Annotated in this window: 1 protein-coding gene; it reads right to left on the reverse strand. The window is 74.0% G+C overall.

Annotated elements, in window-relative coordinates:
* The coding region (locus ACU8YE_RS25565) for a PCRF domain-containing protein (RefSeq protein ID WP_446930412.1) at positions 1–434 on the reverse strand (434 nt) is incomplete at both ends.

A 434-nucleotide genomic window follows, 5' to 3' on the forward strand; every position in this document is an offset into this window, starting at 1 on the left:
CGCCGGGACCGCTGGAGCGGTAGACGTCGATGCGCAGGTCGCCGTCGTGGATCTCGACGTCGACCTGCTCGGCCTCCGGCAGCACCAGGACCCCGGCGGCGCTGGTGTGCACCCGGCCCTGGCTCTCGGTGACGGGCACCCGCTGGACGCGGTGAACCCCGCCCTCGAACCTCAGCAGCGCGTGGGGGGCCTCGCCCGGCTCGGGCGTGCCCTTGGCCTTGACCGCGAGGGTCACCGACTTGTAGCCGCCGAGGTCGGACTCGGTGGCGTCCAGCACCTCGGTCGACCAGCCGCGCTGCTCGGCGTACCGGGTGTACATGCGGAGCAGGTCGGCGGCGAACAGCGCGGACTCCTCCCCGCCCTCGCCGGACTTGACCTCGAGCAGCACGTCCTTGCCGTCGGCGGGGTCGCGCGGCACCAGCAGGTGGCGCAGC

The sequence above is a fragment of the Ralstonia sp. VS2407 genome (genome assembly GCF_052950655.1).